The 14508-nt window shown below is 66.6% G+C and carries 21 protein-coding genes; 11 read left to right on the top strand and 10 right to left on the bottom strand.

What is annotated here, in order from left to right:
- Positions 1-117: 117 nt before the first annotated feature.
- The 8 genes from AT701_RS09285 (at position 118) to AT701_RS09250 (ending at position 7267) form a co-directional block, all read left to right on the top strand.
- Complete coding sequence (locus tag AT701_RS09285) at positions 118-1746, top strand: acyl-CoA carboxylase subunit beta (RefSeq protein WP_003893203.1); 1629 nt, start codon at positions 118-120, stop codon at positions 1744-1746.
- A 23-nt stretch (positions 1747-1769) separates the two neighbouring features.
- Positions 1770-2054: an acyl-CoA carboxylase subunit epsilon gene (locus tag AT701_RS09280; RefSeq protein ID WP_011727925.1), complete on the top strand. Its 285-nt coding sequence runs from the start codon at positions 1770-1772 to the stop codon at positions 2052-2054.
- Between the two features lie 96 nt (positions 2055-2150).
- Complete coding sequence (locus tag AT701_RS09275) at positions 2151-2786, top strand: Maf family protein (protein WP_011727924.1); 636 nt, start codon at positions 2151-2153, stop codon at positions 2784-2786.
- 173 nt (positions 2787-2959) lie between these two features.
- Positions 2960-3169 carry a hypothetical protein gene (locus AT701_RS09270; protein WP_003893200.1) on the top strand — a complete coding sequence of 70 codons (210 nt, stop codon included), beginning with the start codon at positions 2960-2962 and terminating at the stop codon, positions 3167-3169.
- A gap of 149 nt (positions 3170-3318) precedes the next feature.
- A complete protein-coding gene (locus tag AT701_RS09265; RefSeq protein WP_003893199.1) occupies positions 3319-4206 on the top strand; it encodes a sulfurtransferase in 888 nt (295 codons plus the stop codon).
- A gap of 2 nt (positions 4207-4208) precedes the next feature.
- Complete coding sequence (locus AT701_RS09260; RefSeq protein WP_011727923.1) at positions 4209-4619, top strand: SufE family protein; 411 nt, start codon at positions 4209-4211, stop codon at positions 4617-4619.
- Between the two features lie 394 nt (positions 4620-5013).
- Complete coding sequence (locus AT701_RS09255; RefSeq protein ID WP_003893197.1) at positions 5014-6810, top strand: acetyl-CoA carboxylase biotin carboxylase subunit; 1797 nt, start codon at positions 5014-5016, stop codon at positions 6808-6810.
- 100 nt (positions 6811-6910) lie between these two features.
- On the top strand, positions 6911-7267 hold the full coding sequence (locus AT701_RS09250) for a hypothetical protein (RefSeq protein WP_011727922.1): 357 nt from the start codon (positions 6911-6913) through the stop codon (positions 7265-7267).
- Here AT701_RS09250 and AT701_RS09245 read toward each other — a convergent pair.
- From AT701_RS09245 to AT701_RS09230, 4 genes are all read right to left on the bottom strand, one after another.
- A complete protein-coding gene (locus tag AT701_RS09245) occupies positions 7257-7805 on the bottom strand; it encodes a nucleotidyltransferase family protein (RefSeq protein ID WP_011727921.1) in 549 nt (182 codons plus the stop codon). The two genes, AT701_RS09250 and AT701_RS09245, sit on opposite strands and share 11 nt — an antisense overlap.
- A 25-nt stretch (positions 7806-7830) precedes the next feature.
- Positions 7831-8553, bottom strand: coding sequence for an RNA polymerase sigma factor SigF (locus AT701_RS09240; protein WP_003893194.1), 723 nt, complete (start codon positions 8551-8553; stop codon positions 7831-7833).
- A 26-nt stretch (positions 8554-8579) separates the two neighbouring features.
- Complete coding sequence (gene rsbW / locus AT701_RS09235) at positions 8580-8996, bottom strand: anti-sigma B factor RsbW (protein ID WP_003893193.1); 417 nt, start codon at positions 8994-8996, stop codon at positions 8580-8582.
- Between the two features lie 103 nt (positions 8997-9099).
- Positions 9100-9519, bottom strand: a complete 420-nt coding sequence (locus AT701_RS09230; protein WP_003893192.1) for a ChaB family protein — start codon at positions 9517-9519, stop codon at positions 9100-9102.
- A 291-nt stretch (positions 9520-9810) separates the two neighbouring features.
- Between AT701_RS09230 and AT701_RS09220 the strand changes: the two genes are divergently transcribed.
- Positions 9811-10371, top strand: a complete 561-nt coding sequence (locus AT701_RS09220) for a DUF6328 family protein (protein WP_372509644.1) — start codon at positions 9811-9813, stop codon at positions 10369-10371.
- Here AT701_RS09220 and AT701_RS09215 read toward each other — a convergent pair.
- Positions 10339-11325: an LLM class F420-dependent oxidoreductase gene (locus tag AT701_RS09215; protein ID WP_003893189.1), complete on the bottom strand. Its 987-nt coding sequence runs from the start codon at positions 11323-11325 to the stop codon at positions 10339-10341. The two genes, AT701_RS09220 and AT701_RS09215, sit on opposite strands and share 33 nt — an antisense overlap.
- A 50-nt stretch (positions 11326-11375) precedes the next feature.
- Here AT701_RS09215 and AT701_RS09210 point away from each other — a divergent pair, with 50 nt between their 5' ends.
- Positions 11376-11726, top strand: a complete 351-nt coding sequence (locus AT701_RS09210; protein ID WP_003893188.1) for a hypothetical protein — start codon at positions 11376-11378, stop codon at positions 11724-11726.
- A gap of 55 nt (positions 11727-11781) precedes the next feature.
- On the opposite strand, the gene usfY is transcribed toward AT701_RS09210, so the two are convergent.
- The 4 genes from usfY to AT701_RS09190 form a co-directional block, all read right to left on the bottom strand.
- Positions 11782-12090 carry a protein UsfY gene (gene usfY, locus AT701_RS09205; RefSeq protein WP_036452900.1) on the bottom strand — a complete coding sequence of 103 codons (309 nt, stop codon included), beginning with the start codon at positions 12088-12090 and terminating at the stop codon, positions 11782-11784.
- A gap of 173 nt (positions 12091-12263) precedes the next feature.
- On the bottom strand, positions 12264-12521 hold the full coding sequence (locus tag AT701_RS09200) for a DUF7218 family protein (RefSeq protein WP_003893186.1): 258 nt from the start codon (positions 12519-12521) through the stop codon (positions 12264-12266).
- 36 nt (positions 12522-12557) lie between these two features.
- On the bottom strand, positions 12558-12713 hold the full coding sequence (locus AT701_RS09195; RefSeq protein WP_003893185.1) for a DUF6131 family protein: 156 nt from the start codon (positions 12711-12713) through the stop codon (positions 12558-12560).
- Positions 12714-12720: 7 nt separating this feature from the next.
- Complete coding sequence (locus AT701_RS09190; RefSeq protein WP_174519652.1) at positions 12721-12954, bottom strand: hypothetical protein; 234 nt, start codon at positions 12952-12954, stop codon at positions 12721-12723.
- A 509-nt stretch (positions 12955-13463) separates the two neighbouring features.
- Between AT701_RS09190 and AT701_RS09185 the strand changes: the two genes are divergently transcribed.
- Positions 13464-13892: an STAS domain-containing protein gene (locus AT701_RS09185; RefSeq protein WP_058127583.1), complete on the top strand. Its 429-nt coding sequence runs from the start codon at positions 13464-13466 to the stop codon at positions 13890-13892.
- On the opposite strand, the gene AT701_RS09180 is transcribed toward AT701_RS09185, so the two are convergent.
- Positions 13889-14500: an ATP-binding protein gene (locus AT701_RS09180; protein WP_223495468.1), complete on the bottom strand. Its 612-nt coding sequence runs from the start codon at positions 14498-14500 to the stop codon at positions 13889-13891. The two genes, AT701_RS09185 and AT701_RS09180, sit on opposite strands and share 4 nt — an antisense overlap.
- Positions 14501-14508: the final 8 nt, after the last annotated feature.

Raw genomic sequence — 14508 nt, 5'->3', positions numbered from 1 at the left:
CTACCGCATGCCCGCAACACCGAACGCAGCAGAAACCACACACGGACACCTCAAGGAGGGCCGCTCCACGGATTCAGGCTTAGACGCGTCTTAAGGATGCGGATACCATCGTGACCCATGACGAGCGTTACCGAGCCGTCCGCCGAGCATCAGGTGGACATCCACACCACTGCGGGCAAGCTGGCCGACCTGAAGCGACGGACCGAGGAGACGCTGCATCCCGTCGGCGAAGCCGCCGTCGACAAGGTGCACGCCAAAGGCAAACTCACCGCCCGGGAGCGCATCCTTGCCCTCCTCGACGAAGGGTCGTTCGTCGAACTCGACGCGCTGGCCAAGCATCGCAGCACCAACTTCGGCCTGGAGAAGAACCGGCCGCTGGGTGACGGTGTCATCACCGGCTACGGCACCATCGACGGCCGCGACGTCTGCATCTTCAGCCAGGACGCCACGGTGTTCGGCGGCAGCCTCGGTGAGGTCTACGGCGAGAAGATCGTCAAGGTCCAGGAACTGGCCATCAAGACCGGCCGTCCGCTGATCGGCATCAACGACGGCGCCGGCGCCCGCATCCAGGAGGGTGTGGTCTCGCTCGGCCTGTACAGCCGGATCTTCCACAACAACATCAAGGCCTCGGGCGTCATCCCGCAGATCTCGCTGATCATGGGTGCCGCCGCGGGCGGGCACGTGTACTCCCCCGCGCTCACCGACTTCGTCGTCATGGTCGACCAGACCAGCCAGATGTTCATCACCGGCCCCGACGTCATCAAGACCGTCACCGGCGAGGACGTCACCATGGAGGAGCTGGGCGGTGCCCACACCCACATGGCCAAGTCCGGTACCGCGCACTACGTGGCGTCGGGCGAGCAGGACGCCTTCGACTATGTGCGCGACCTGCTGAGCTACCTGCCGCCCAACAACTACGCGGATCCGCCGCTGTACCCGGTGGCCATCCCTGAGGGCTCGATCGAGGAGACCCTCACCGACGAGGACCTCGAGCTCGACACGCTGATTCCGGATTCGCCGAATCAGCCGTACGACATGCACGAGGTCATCACCCGCATCCTCGACGACGACGAATTCCTCGAGGTGCAGGCCGGCTACGCGGGCAACATCGTTGTCGGCTTCGGCCGGGTCGAGGGCCGCCCGGTGGGCATCGTCGCCAACCAGCCGACCCAGTTCGCGGGCTGCCTGGACATCAACGCCTCGGAGAAGGCCGCGCGGTTCATCCGCACGTGCGACTGCTTCAACATCCCGATCGTGCTGCTGGTCGATGTCCCCGGCTTCCTGCCCGGTACCGACCAGGAATACAACGGCATCATCCGGCGCGGCGCCAAGCTGCTCTACGCCTACGGTGAGGCCACGGTCGCCAAGGTCACCGTCATCACCCGCAAGTCCTACGGCGGTGCGTACTGCGTGATGGGCTCGAAGGACATGGGCGCCGACGTCGTCGTCGCCTGGCCGACGGCCCAGATCGCGGTCATGGGCGCCTCGGGTGCGGTCGGCTTCGTCTACCGCCAGCAGCTCAAGGAAGCCGCGAAGAACGGCGAGGACGTCGACGCCCTGCGCCTGGAGCTGCAGCAGACCTACGAGGACACGCTGGTCAACCCCTACATCGCTGCCGAGCGTGGCTATGTCGACGCGGTGATCCCGCCGTCGCACACGCGCGGCTACGTGGCCAACGCGCTGCGCCTGCTCGAACGCAAGATCGTGCAGATGCCGCCGAAGAAGCACGGGAACATTCCGCTGTGAGCGGCGCGAACGATTCGACGACAGTGAGCGGCGCGAACGATTCGACGACGGTGAGCGGCGAAGTGCAGGCCGACGTCACCGACGAGGCCAAAGCCGACCACGAGGCGCACATCAAGGTGCTGCGCGGTGAGCCGACCCCCGAGGAGATGGCTGCGCTGATGGCCGTCCTCGCGTCGGCGGGCGGCGGGCCGGCCGAGCCGGTGAAGAAGGAACGCAACATGTGGGGCCATCCGGTCGACAAGCTGCGCTACTCGGTCTTCAGCTGGCAGCGGGTGACGTTGCTGGAGCGGACCCACATGCGGCGGTGATGAGCCGCTTGCGCGAAGAACATCGGGTTCAGATGAGCTGCTTGCGCGAAGAACATCGGGTTCAGATGAGCCTCTTATGAAGCCCGTGTCCCACTCATGACCCGAGTCGTTCTGGGTTCGGCGTCGTCGGGCCGGCTGAGCGTTCTGCGCAACGCCGGCATCGAACCGCTGGTCGTGGTCTCGGATGTCGATGAGGACGCGATCATCGCCGCGCACCCCTCGGCTCCACCGGATCAGGTCGTCACGGCCCTGGCGTCCGCCAAGGCCGGGGAGGTCGTGACGCGCCTGTCCCACTCGGACGCCGCAGACGCCGTAGTCATCGGCTGTGATTCGATGCTGCTTCTCGACGGAAAACTGTGCGGTAAACCCGGTTCGGTGGACGCCGCACACCGCCAGTGGCAGACCATGTCCGGGCGGTCGGCGGACCTGGTCACCGGGCACTGCGTGATCCGGTTGCACGACGGCGAGATCGTCGGCAATGTCACCGAATCATCAGGCACCACAGTGCATTTCGGCACCCCCTCACCTGACGATCTGTCGGCGTACCTGGCGACCGGCGAACCGCTCTGGGTGGCAGGCGCATTCACGCTCGACGGATTGGGCGGCTGGTTCATCGACCGCATCGAGGGCGATCCGTCGAACGTGATCGGGGTGAGCCTGCCGGTGCTGCGGGCGTTGTTCGAGCGCCTTGAAGTGTCGGTCGCGGACCTCTGGTCCGCCAACGGCCGGTGAGCGCGGATTATCCGGCTGACCACGACACGCCCACGGGCAGAATGCGTGTCGTGACGGTCCACTGACCGGACGGTGACCAAATTGCAACCAAACTCAGCGGGCGGCACGCCGGGCACAAAGGTGTGAATCGGATCACATCGGTCGACACTGGGGCGATGCCGGTCGAAGAAACGATGTGGGATGTCCGGGTTGAACGTGACATCGAGACTCATGATCTGGAGCGGCTGCGCGCCGCATTCGCCGATGTGATCGCCAAGCGGCTCGCACCGGGCAAACGCCTCCTGCGGGTCGTCACGTGGTGCCAGGACGGCGGATCCCTCTTCCGCACCAAGTCCGGGCCCCGCCGCTACGCCGTGGCCTATGAGGTGGTGTTCACGGCCTGACCTGGTTGGCAACCGTCAGCCATCGCAACGCCCACAGATGGAACCTGACGCCGCCGAACTGGGCGAACGTGCAGTGATTCGGGGCGGCGATCAGGCGTTACGCCCCAGTGCCCCGACAACACCCGTGCTCTCGGCGGTAGGCTCATGGTGTGTCGCTGCCTGCAGATCCCAGCCCCACTCTCGCCGAATACGCCCACCCGGAACGCCTGGTGACCGCCGACTGGCTCGCCAGTAACCTCGGTCGGCCCGGCCTGGCCATCGTCGAGTCCGACGAAGACGTCCTCCTCTACGACACCGGACACATCCCCGGGGCGGTGAAGATCGACTGGCACACCGACCTCAACGACCCCCACGTGCGGGACTACATCAACGGTGAGCAGTTCGCCGCGTTGATGGACCGCAAGGGCATCAGCCGCGACGACACCGTCGTCATCTACGGCGACAAGAGCAACTGGTGGGCCGCATACGCCCTGTGGGTCTTCACGCTGTTCGGTCACCCGGATGTGCGCCTGCTCGACGGCGGGCGCGACCTGTGGGTCTCACACGGTCGTGACACCACCCTGGACGTGCCGACGCGCCAGTCGAGCGGGTACCCGGTCGTCGAGCGCAACGACGCCCCGATCCGCGCCTTCAAAGAGGACGTGCTGGAGATTCTCGGCAAGCAGCCGCTGATCGACGTCCGCTCGCCGCAGGAGTACACCGGTGAACGGACCCACATGCCGGATTACCCGGAGGAAGGTGCGTTGCGGGGTGGCCACATCCCCACCGCCAAATCCATCCCCTGGGGCAAGGCCGCCAAGGACAACGGCCAGTTCCGCAGCCGCGCCGAGCTCGAAGAGCTGTACGGCTTCCTCACGCCCGATGACGAGACCGTGGTGTACTGCCGCATTGGTGAGCGTTCGAGCCACACCTGGTTCGTGTTGACCCACCTGCTGGGCCTGCCGGGCGTCCGCAACTACGACGGTTCGTGGACCGAGTGGGGCAACGCGGTGCGGGTGCCGGTCGCGGTCGGTCCGGACCCGGGTTCGGCACCGTGACCATGCCGGCTGCCCTGGCAGAGGTGGTCTCGGACTTCCAGGAAGTGGCCGGTCAGGACAAGCTGCAACTGTTGCTGGAGTTCGCCAACGAGCTGCCGCCGTTGCCTGCCCACCTCGAGGAGGCGGCGATGGAACCGGTACCGGAATGCCAGTCGCCACTGTTCCTCGATGTCGACGCGTCAGATCCCCAGGCCGTGCGTCTGTACTTCAGCGCACCGGCCGAGGCCCCGACCACGCGGGGATTCGCGGCGATCCTGGCCGCCGGCCTCGACGGTCAGCCTGCGGCCGACATCCTCGCGGTTCCCGACGACTTCTACTCCGAGCTGGGACTCGCGGCGCTCATAAGCCCGCTGCGGTTGCGCGGCATGTCGGCGATGCTGACCCGCATCAAGCGGCGCCTGCGCACCGCCTGATCCACGAGAATCGCTGAGCGGCAACCGCTTTCGGACCAAGGCGGCATACCGGTCGAGTGGTCGCCACTTTCCGGTTCGGGAGTCGGCGAGAACGGGTAGCCCTCCGTCACCACGTGGTGCGGCGGCCGGCGATCGCCGGCCGACACCCCGACGCGGTTTCTGAGAATTTCGGGCGATCAGGAAGGTGACAGCAAAGATGGAGCCGCATCGGGCGACGCAACGGTTTGTGCTGGCCAGCGGCCGATCGGCGGCCGAAAGCTGCCACACACAATCCATTCCGACCGAACTTACCCGCGGGTAACCGGACCGCGTGGAGCAGGCTCGATGCGCGGCGCATAAACTGCCCGCGATAGATTCTTAAAGACGTTTCTTAGAGAACTGCCGAGGAGGCACCGTGGCCAACCACGCCAGCTCAAAGATCTCCAAGGTGCTGGTCGCCAATCGCGGGGAGATCGCGGTCCGGGTGATCCGTGCCGCCAAAGACGCGGGATTGGCCAGCGTGGCCGTCTACGCCGAGCCTGACGCCGATGCACCGCACGTCCGGCTCGCCGACGAAGCCTTCGCACTGGGCGGCCAGACCTCGGCCGAGTCCTACCTGGTCTTCGAGAAGATCCTGGACGCCGCAGAGAAGTCCGGCGCCAACGCCATCCACCCCGGCTACGGCTTTCTCTCCGAGAACGCCGACTTCGCCCAGGCCGTCATCGACGCCGGGCTGATCTGGATCGGGCCCAGCCCGCAGTCCATCCGCGACCTCGGCGACAAGGTGACCGCGCGCCACATCGCAGCGCGCGCCAAGGCCCCGCTGGTCCCCGGTACCCCCGATCCGGTCAAGGACGCCGACGAGGTCGTGGCGTTCGCCAAGGAGCACGGTGTGCCCGTGGCGATCAAGGCCGCATTCGGCGGTGGCGGCCGCGGTATGAAGGTGGCCCGCACGCTCGAGGAGATCCCCGAACTGTTCGAGTCGGCCACCCGCGAGGCCATCGCGGCGTTCGGCCGCGGCGAGTGCTTCGTCGAGCGCTACCTGGACAAGCCGCGCCACGTCGAGGCTCAGGTTATCGCCGATCAGCACGGCAACGTCGTCGTCGCGGGCACGCGCGACTGCTCGCTGCAGCGCCGCTTCCAGAAGCTCGTGGAGGAGGCCCCGGCTCCGTTCCTGACCGACGCGCAGCGCAAGGAGATCCACGAGTCCGCCAAGCGCATCTGCAAGGAAGCCGGCTACTACGGCGCGGGCACCGTCGAGTACCTGGTGGGCCAGGACGGTCTGATCAGCTTCCTCGAGGTCAACACCCGTCTGCAGGTGGAGCACCCCGTCACCGAGGAGACCTCGGGCATCGACCTGGTGCGCCAGCAGTTCAAGATCGCCAACGGTGAGCCCCTCGACATCACCGAGGACCCGACGCCGCGCGGACACTCCTTCGAGTTCCGCATCAACGGCGAGGACGCCGGCCGCGGCTTCCTGCCCGCGCCCGGCCCGGTCACCAAGTTCGTCGCGCCCACCGGCCCCGGCGTGCGCATGGATTCCGGCGTCGAGACCGGTTCGGTGATCGGCGGCCAGTTCGACTCGATGCTGGCCAAGCTCATCGTCACCGGTGCCACCCGCGAGGAGGCCCTTGAGCGCTCCCGCCGCGCGCTGGCCGAGTTCACCGTCGAGGGCCTGGCCACTGTCATTCCGTTCCACCGCGCCGTGGTGTCGGACCCCGCGTTCATCGGTGACGGCGAGAAGTTCGACGTGCACACCCGCTGGATCGAGACCGAGTGGAACAACACCGTCGAGCCCTTCACCGGCGGGGACCCGATCGAGGAAGAGGACACCGTTCCGCGGCAGACCGTGGTGGTCGAGGTCGGCGGCCGCCGTCTGGAGGTGTCGCTGCCCGGCGATCTCGCCATCGGTGGCGGCGGCGGTGCCGCTGCTCCGGGCGTGGTGCGCAAGAAGCCCAAGCCGCGCAAGCGTGGTGGGGGCGGCGCCAAGGCCGCATCGGGTGACGCCGTGACCGCGCCCATGCAGGGCACCGTGGTCAAGGTCGCCGTCGAGGAAGGCCAGGAGGTCTCCGCAGGTGATCTCGTGGTGGTCCTGGAGGCCATGAAGATGGAGAACCCGGTCACCGCCCACAAGGACGGCACCATCACGGGTCTTGCCGTCGAGGCCGGTGCCGCCATCACGCAAGGCACCGTCATCGCCGAGATCAAGTAGGCCGGAACCGGCCCGAACTCGACCGCCGAGGCTGTAGTTGTCGTGGGATCGTGCGAGAGCACTCCCCGGTAACTACAGCCTCGCGACATTTGGGAACACGATGGAACCTGTCGAAATCAACGCGGGCTCTTGGTATCTGCGCGCGTTACGGGCCGACGATCTGATGGACGACCGGCCGGCGCTCTCCGAGCTCGGCGAGACCGACCCGGACCATGTCACCAGGCGCGAGGCGCAGTGGGCCTCGGACACGTGCTACTCGTGGGCGGTGTGTGAACCCACCACGGGCGAGATGCTCGCCGAGGTCACCCTCGATCCCGCGACGGCCGAGGTGCACAGCAGGGCCAGGGCCGGCCACACCGACGCCGCGCGGATCGCCGAGGACAGCGTGCGACGGTTCGCCGGGGCGATGCTGGGCCTGGGTCCGCAGGGGCCGAACGGCACATCCGTCACGGGCTGACGTCGATGTCGGCCCCGGTGGCCAGATCGCCGCATTCGACGGCGACGACGTCGGTGCGCCCGCGCAGGAACGGCTTGGCCCCCTCGTCACCGTGGACCACGCGAAGCAATTCCGGCCAGTGCCGGCGGGCGATCACCACGGGATGCCCGGGCCTGCCGTCGTAGGTCGCCCGCGCCAGACCGGACTCGCCTGCGGCTGCGGCCACCCGCGCGATGACGTCACCGCCGATGTCCGGTGTGTCGACGAGCCTGAACACGATCAGGTCGGCACCGGTGCGCGCGGCGGCCCCGACCCCGGCGCGTAGCGACGCGGACAATCCGTCGGACCAGTCGGTGGCCACGACGGCCTGGGCCGGTTGCGGTACGTCGACGACGGCTGCGCCGAGCACGACGACGACGTGCGCGCAGCCGCCCTCGACCAGGGAACGTACTGCAGTCTTCAGCCAGTCACCTTCGGCGGCAAGCACTTTCGGCATTCCGAAGCGAGTTCCCGCCCCTGCCGCGAGTACCACGCCTGCGACGACGGGAGGTTCCGACATGCCACCAGTGTGCGCCGGCCGCCGGCTACTGCAGCTGGTCGCGCAGCCGCGCCAGCGACTTGGCCAGCAGACGGGAGACGTGCATCTGCGAGATGCCGACCCGCTCGGCGATCTGGGTCTGCGTCATCGATTCGAAGAATCGCAGCACCAGCACGGTGCGCTCGCGCTCCGGCAGGCTGGCCAGCAGCGGGCGCAGCGATTCGCGGTTGTCGATCTGGTCGAGGCCCATGTCGAGATCGCCGAGCGTGTCGACGATCGCGGGGGCTTCCTCGTCGCCACCGCCGCCGCTGTCGATGGACAGCGTGTTGTACGAACTGCCCGCGATGAGGCCTTCGACCACCTCTTCGCGATCCATGTCCAGTTCGTGCGCCAGCTCCGATGCGGTGGGCGCCCGGCCCAAGCGCTGCGAGAGCTCGGCGGTCGCGGCTCCGAGCCGCAAGTGGAGTTCCTTGAGCCGGCGAGGCACCTTCACCGACCAGCTGTTGTCGCGGAAGTGCCTGCGGACCTCGCCCATGATCGTGGGCACGGCGAACGACACGAAGTCCGAGCCGGCTTCCACGTCGAACCGGTTCACCGCGTTCACCAAGCCCACTCGCGCGACCTGCACCAGATCCTCGCGGGGCTCCCCTCGACCGTCGAAGCGCCGCGCGATGTGGTCGGCGAGCGGAAGGCACCGCTCGACGATCTTCTCGCGCTGGCGGACGTAGCTCGGCGAACCCTCGGTTGTCCCCGCGAGCTCGCGGAACATGTCGAGAACGTCTGCGTATTCCGACGTCACCGCAGCAGGCTCGCTCGCCTCGTGGTCATCGTGATGCCGAACACCTGCCCCTCTTCAGGCCCGGACCCATCTGTGAATGTGTTCACCTCGTCGGTGAGAGAACTCAGCACGTGCCAGCTGAAACTGCCGGGCTCGACGACATTGTCGCCGATACACACCGTGGACGTGGAGATAACCACGGCATCGGGACCGGGATCCACCCGCAGGACGAGCGTCGCGTCAGGCACCGCCGACCTGATCAACGTGGTGCATGCCTCGTCGACCGCCAGCCGCAGATCCGCGACCACGTCGAAGTCGAGGTCCTCGAACGTTGCGATCGCAGCGACCACGGTGCGCACCACCGCCAGGTTCTCCAACATCGCGGCGACGCGGATCTCTACCGACCGCTCGCCCCGAGCGGGTGTTTCCGCCATCTGACCTCCTGGAATTTGTGACCGACAGTACCTCAGGCGGGTGGGTGGATTCACCGCGCCACTCCTTGTTCCGCTGCCGGATCACACGGCCCGCGGTGGCGGTTCAACGCCTGGCCCGGGTTTCGCGCCGGTTCGCCTTCTCGATAGCGGTCACCAGGTCGCCCTTGTTCATCGTCGAGCGGCCCCGGATGTCGAGGCGCCTGGCGATCTGCAGCAGGTGGGCCTTGCTGGCGTGCGCGTCCACGCCTTCGGCCGTCTTGCCCTTCGCGTTCGGACCGCCGCCACGTGCGCGCTGATCGGACGGGCCACGACGCGTCTTGGCCTCCCAGTGGTCGCCCACCTTCTCGTAGCTGTGCTTCAGCGCGGAGTACGCGACGCGGTGGGCGCGCTCCCCTTCGCCGTACTCTTCGGCCGCCGCGTCGTGCGCCTTGGCAAAGGTCCGCTGCGCCTTGGCGTCCGACTTCTTCAGTGTGCTCGGCAGTTCGCTCTTCTTGGCCGCACCCTGACGGGTCGTCTTCGGCACCGTGACCACTTCCTCTCGGGTCCCTCACGTCTTCATGTATCGATTCCGCTGTCCGCCCCACCGGATGCCCAACGTCGGCATTCGGGAAACCCTCGACCACCTCAGGTCATCATCGGGGCGAGCATGATGAACGCCATCGCGTACACCGCTGCGACGATCGCGATCACCACGGCCAGAATCAGCGCCAGTGAGATGAGAAGGCGCCGCAGCATGTGCGGCGAACCGCCGTCCATACCTCAGACGTACCCGGAAACGCGCCTTTTGTACCGGGTTCGTCGTCGGCGATGCATGATCGACCACATGCGCGCCCACGACGACAAACGGCCTCCCGGGGTGGCGCGCAACGAGACCGAGGCCGAACGGCTCGACCGTAACTGGAACAACCTGTTGCAGGAACTCCGTGTGGTGCAGACGGGCGTCCAGCTACTCACCGGCCTGCTGTTGACCCTGCCGTTCCAGGAGGAGTTCGACGTTCTCGACGGGACCATGCGCACGGTCTTCCTGATCACCGTCGCGTGCTCGGCCGGATCCACCGCGCTGCTCGTGGCTCCGGTTGCCATGCACCGCATGGTGTTCCGGCGTCACCGGATGAATCTCGTGGTGACCGCGGCACACCGCTGCGCCTACGCGGGACTGCTGTTGCTGGGGTTCGCGATGGCGGGCGTGGTGCTGATCATCTTCGACACCGTCGCCGGCCGCCCGGCCGGATTCACCGCGGGTGCGGTGGCACTGGTTGTGTTCGTGGGTTGTTGGATCGTCTGGCCGTTCACCATGCGGTCGGGGCAGCCCATGGGCGGTCGTCCCGGCTCGACGGCCGCCTCACCCGGCACTCTCGCGCAGCGCCGCGAGTAGCGGCTTGGCGGCCTCGGCAAGGAACTGCTCCTGGCTGTCGCCACCGATCTGGATCAGCGCGATATCGGTGAAGCCCGCCTGGCGGTACTCGTCGACGGCGGCGACGATCGCGTCGAGGTCGGGACCGCAGGGAATGGCCGACGCGACGTCCTCGGGCCGCACGAACTGTGTCGCGGCCGCGAAACCGGCCGGGGTGGGCAGGTCGGCGTTCACCGCCCACCCGCCGGCGAACCACCGGAACTGATCGTGTGCGCGGGCGATGGCGGCGTCCTTGTCGGGATCCCAGCACACCGGTATCTGTCCGACCACGCGGCCCGCGGGCAGTATTCCGGTGGCCTCACGGCGCTTGCGCCATCCCTCGACCACCGCCGCGTCCGGCGCGGCGTTGATCAGGTGGTCCGTCGAGACCGCGAGTTTGTCGAGGGCCCTCTCGCCTGTCAGTGAGACGCCGATGCCGACCGGTTCGTCGGGGACATCCCAGATCCGCGCCGAATCGACCTCGAAGTACTCGCCCCGGAAGTCGATGAGTTCGCCGGTGAACAACTCCCGGATGATCTTGATGGCCTCGGCCAGCATGTCGAGACGCCGTTCGACGGTCGGCCAACCCTTGCCGACGACGTGTTCGTTGAGGTTCTCACCGCTGCCCAGTCCCAGCGTGAACCGCCCGTCGGAGAGGATCTGCACGGTCGCGGCCTGTTGGGCCACGACGGCCGGGTGATAGCGCATCGTCGGGCAGGTGACGTACGAATACAGGTGCGCCGATTCGGTGGCGTGCGCGACCGCCCCGAGCACCGCCCACGCGTTCGGGGCGTGCCCCTGGCTGGTCAGCCAGGGCGAGAAGTGGTCACTGCACACCTCGAAATCGAATCCCGCCTGCTCCGCCGCGACGGCGTAACGCACAAGATCTTTTGGCCCGCTCTGCTCGGTCATCAGCGTGTATCCGAATCTCGTCATGGGCTGCGGATACCCGTGCACCGGGCCGCGAAACTGGGTACCCGCCAGATATGACCCCGAACACGAGCAAGGCACAGATCGAGCAGACCGAGACCGGCCGCAAGACACGGATCTCGGCGACGTGGGTGCTGGCTCTGCTGACGATTCCGGCCGCCGTGGCGGTGTTCCTGTACGGCATGGGCGCGGTCATGAGCATGGCCGGGTGCGCCGACGATGCGTGCGCGAATCAGGGTCCGGGCGAGTTCTGGTTCGGAGTGCTGTTCTACGGCGCTCCGGTGGTCCCGGTCGTGGTGATCGCGCTGACGGTGTTCACCGCGCGTGCCCGGCGCGGCATCCTGGTGCCGATCATCGGGCTGGCGTTGCTGGCGATCGACTTCATCGTTCTGGCTCTGACCTTCTGACGGGCACGCAAACACCCGCGGGCGAACGATCCGCCCCGCAGGTCCGCCTGGCCGATCAGCTGCTGGGGCCTTGCCTCATCACCCCGGGATGCTCTGCGTACCAACGATCTTCGATACGACGCACCCTCAGGTGCTCGAGCGCCAGCCACAAAGCTCCGATGACGAACCCGGCGGCCGCGAGGCTCACCAGGGTCAGTCCGACATCATGGTGGCTGGTGGCGAACGCGGCGAGGGATCCGACGAACGTCACCAGCGCCAGGCCGATCACGATCAGCGCAGGCATGATCATGTTGTCCTTCATCGACTCCCCGGCATGTGGCCGTGTCGTCCGAGCATGATCGACAGGATCCTTTGGGCCTTTCATGGCTGCTCCTTCCGCCATTGCTCCGCCCTGGCATTCGGGGCTGCTTCCCACGTTAGAACGATTTGTCCTCATGAGGGGCCGAACGGCGATCAACCTCAGAACAACGGGGAAGGGCCCCGCTGAGTTGATCAGCGGGGCCCTTCGTGCGGGGTTTTTCGGGGCGGAGGGAACGCTCAGTGACTCCTGAGCATCTTCACCAACTCACCCTTGTTCTTGTCGGAATATCCGGTGATCCCAAGTTCTTTCGCACGACTGCGCAGGTCGGACACAGTCCAGTCTTCATAGGATCCGGACTTGCCGCCCGAGCGCCCGACCTTGGAGCGGCCTCGGGAAGCCGCCGCGTTGGAGATGCGCGCGGCCTTCTCCTTCGAGTCGCCCTGCTTACGCAGGTCCTGGTAGAGCTTCTCGTCCTTGATCGATGAATTCGGCATCGTTCAGCTCCTACGGTGCGTCTTGTTCGCGTGCGCCTAATACCAGGCCCGGCGGCCACCGACCGGGCGCCCGATGGAGCCGAGCAGCCAGAACACCGCGCCGACGACCATCAAGATCACGCCGACGACCCACAGCCAGTAGATGTTCAGCACCAGGCCGAGGATGAGCAGAATCGCTCCGAAGACAATCATGACGACCTCACTTCAGGTTGGCGATGACGGGCATCGCACTGGGTTCGGGCAGGCGGCACTCGCCCACCTTCGGGTTGACGCCGGCATAGTTGAGCGGTCCGGCCAACACAGTGAGCGCAGTTTGGCCCGCTGTCGCGCAATCGGTTGTGCCGTTCTGGAAATAGTCGCGTTGCCACGCGGCCAGAACTCCGATCAGCAACCAGATGAGAACTAGCGTTCCGAACAAGCCACCGAATCTCATGCGGCCCGGATACCCGGACACTTCGAGTACCAAACCAAGTCGGCGAACACGGATGTCGCACGCCGATGCGTCGAACCGTGGCGCGTCGGAAGTCGGTCCGGGGCGCCACCGACCACGCCAGCAAAACCCGCCACAGGCGGATGACCGCCGGTTTCGGTGGCTCCGGACGCATGTTCCCCGATAACGCCGACGCGCGCGACAGCAATCCGGTATAAGCGGGACGACACGTGCTCGTCGCCTGTTGGCAAACTAATGTTGTTTCTGCCGCAACAACTTTCGCGACTTCGGCGGGCCGCACGGGCGTTGCTGATTGTTTTATGAGAACCGAGCCAACGCAATTGTCGATGGTAACGATCTGGCGTAAAGTTCGACCCAGGTTGAGTTCACAGCCAGCTGGAATCGTCATCGACGTGCAGGCCAGCACACCCTGCGCCCGGGGGCTTTGAGCGAGCAGAGCCTGAGTGACGTGACTGCAGTACGAATCGTGTTTTCTACTGATGGAGTCACACATGCCCACAATCAGCGTTGCCAAGAGGAGTAGTCCTCACAGCGGCAGCCATGCACGACAACACGCGCATTTCACCACCGAACGGATCAACACCACGACCGCCGTCGTGACAGTTCACGGCGACCTGGATGCCTCCAATGCAGGCCTCCTCACCGACTATGCCCTGAAGGCCCTCACACGGAACACGAAACTCGTGCTCGACCTGAGCGATGTCGCCTTCTTCGGAGCTGCGTGTTTCACCACGTTGCACACTCTCAATGTGCGGTGCGCCGGGGCCGACGCCGAGTGGGTGGTGGTGCCGAGCAAGGCCGTCACACGGGTGCTCCGCATCTGTGATCCGGACTCCGGGCTGACCACCTCTCCCGACGTTGCGTCGGCGTTGTCCCGCAAGAGCGATCAACGACCACTGCAACTGGTGGAGAACACTTAGTCCGACACCGGGTCAGAAGCGGTCGGCGGCCTCCGTCGGGTGGTCAGGGATATCCCGAACACCCCTCGGGGGTCCGTGCCGTTTTCGGGGCTGCTTCCGGGATCGTCTTCTGTGCTGTTCGCCGTGTCGGCCGCCGCCGCGAACGTGCCGACCTCATCGGTCAGCGCCGACAGCACACGCTCACTGAAGCGACCGAGGCCCGCGTCCTCAGGACGTGAACATGTGGTTGACGCGTCGACGACGAGCATCTGTGCGTCCGCGACGATGTCGAGAGACACCAGCGAGTCCGGCGCGGCCGCGTTGATCAGCACCGCGCACGCCTCGTCCACCGCCAGGCACAGGTCGGCGACCACGTCACTGTCCAGGCCCTCGAAGGTCGCGATCGCCCCGAGAATGTTGCGTAGCGTCACGAGCATCGCCTCGCGCGCCGGGACCTCGACCACCACACGACGCCGGTCGACGGTGTACGGCGCCGGGGCACCGGGTAACCGCTCGGGATGAACCATCGTGATCGGCGGCCGCTGCGATGACGGCAGCCCCATCCATTTCGGATTGCCGCCCAGGGACAACCGGCGAACCTCTTCACCGTCTCCTGCCCGAGGGCCCACCCGCGTCA

Source organism: Mycolicibacterium smegmatis, from assembly GCF_001457595.1.
In the GTDB taxonomy this organism is placed as follows: domain Bacteria; phylum Actinomycetota; class Actinomycetes; order Mycobacteriales; family Mycobacteriaceae; genus Mycobacterium; species Mycobacterium smegmatis.
The sequence above is the reverse complement of the archived record's forward strand: the minus strand, read 5'-3'. Positions and strand labels throughout refer to the sequence as shown.